The sequence below is a fragment of the Janthinobacterium sp. UMAB-56 genome (assembly GCF_900095265.1).
Classification (GTDB): Bacteria; Pseudomonadota; Gammaproteobacteria; order Burkholderiales; family Burkholderiaceae_D; genus Janthinobacterium.
This window is the reverse complement of the sequence record NZ_LT607666.1, coordinates 42,552-43,223: the sequence shown is the minus strand read 5'-3', so window position 1 is coordinate 43,223 and position 672 is coordinate 42,552. Positions and strand designations below refer to the sequence as shown.

Annotated in this window: 1 protein-coding gene; it reads left to right on the top strand. The window is 67.7% G+C overall.

The window, feature by feature from the left end; translation table 11 throughout:
* On the top strand, positions 1 to 522 hold a 522-nt coding region (locus tag K0F85_RS28985), incomplete at its 5' end, for a GNVR domain-containing protein (RefSeq protein ID WP_306985701.1).
* Positions 523 to 672: the final 150 nt, after the last annotated feature.

Here is a 672-nt window from a genome sequence, read left to right as displayed (position 1 = left end):
ATCCGCGCCCGCGTGCAGGAATACACCGCGCGCAACGAGCGCCTGCTGGCGCAAAGCAATGCCGTGCCCGAAGTGGAATCGCAGCTGGCCCAGCTCAACCGCGACTACATCATCAACAAGGAAAACTATGAAAAGCTGATCGGCCGGCGCGAAGCGGCCAAGCTGTCGGGCGAACTCAGTTCCACCACCGAAATGATGGCCTTCAAGATCATCGACCCGCCGACGGTGCAATATGCGCCCGTCGGCCCGAACCGTCCGCTGCTGTTCAGCGCGGCGCTGGGCGTGGCCCTGGTGGCCGGCGTCGCCACGGCGCTGCTGATCAGCCAGGTGCGCCCCACCTTCCTCAGCCCCGCCGAATTGCGCGATGCCACGGGCTTGAGCGTGCTGGGCACGGTATCGATGAACTGGACGGCGCTGCAGCAGGTGCGCCGCCGCCGCGCCCGCAATGCCTTTGGCGCCTGCCTCGGCAGCCTGTTCGTGCTGTACGGCGGGGTCATGACGGCCGCGCTGCTGAAATTCTAGACCACGCCACGGGAGCGACGATGAGCAGCAAGGAGCGCAGCACCAGGGACAGCGTCAAGCAGGAGCCCGCCATCCTGGGCGTGGCCGAGGCCGCCGTGCCATACGTGGCGGACAGCGCGCAAGCGGCGCCGGAAGCCGGCAACCCCCGCT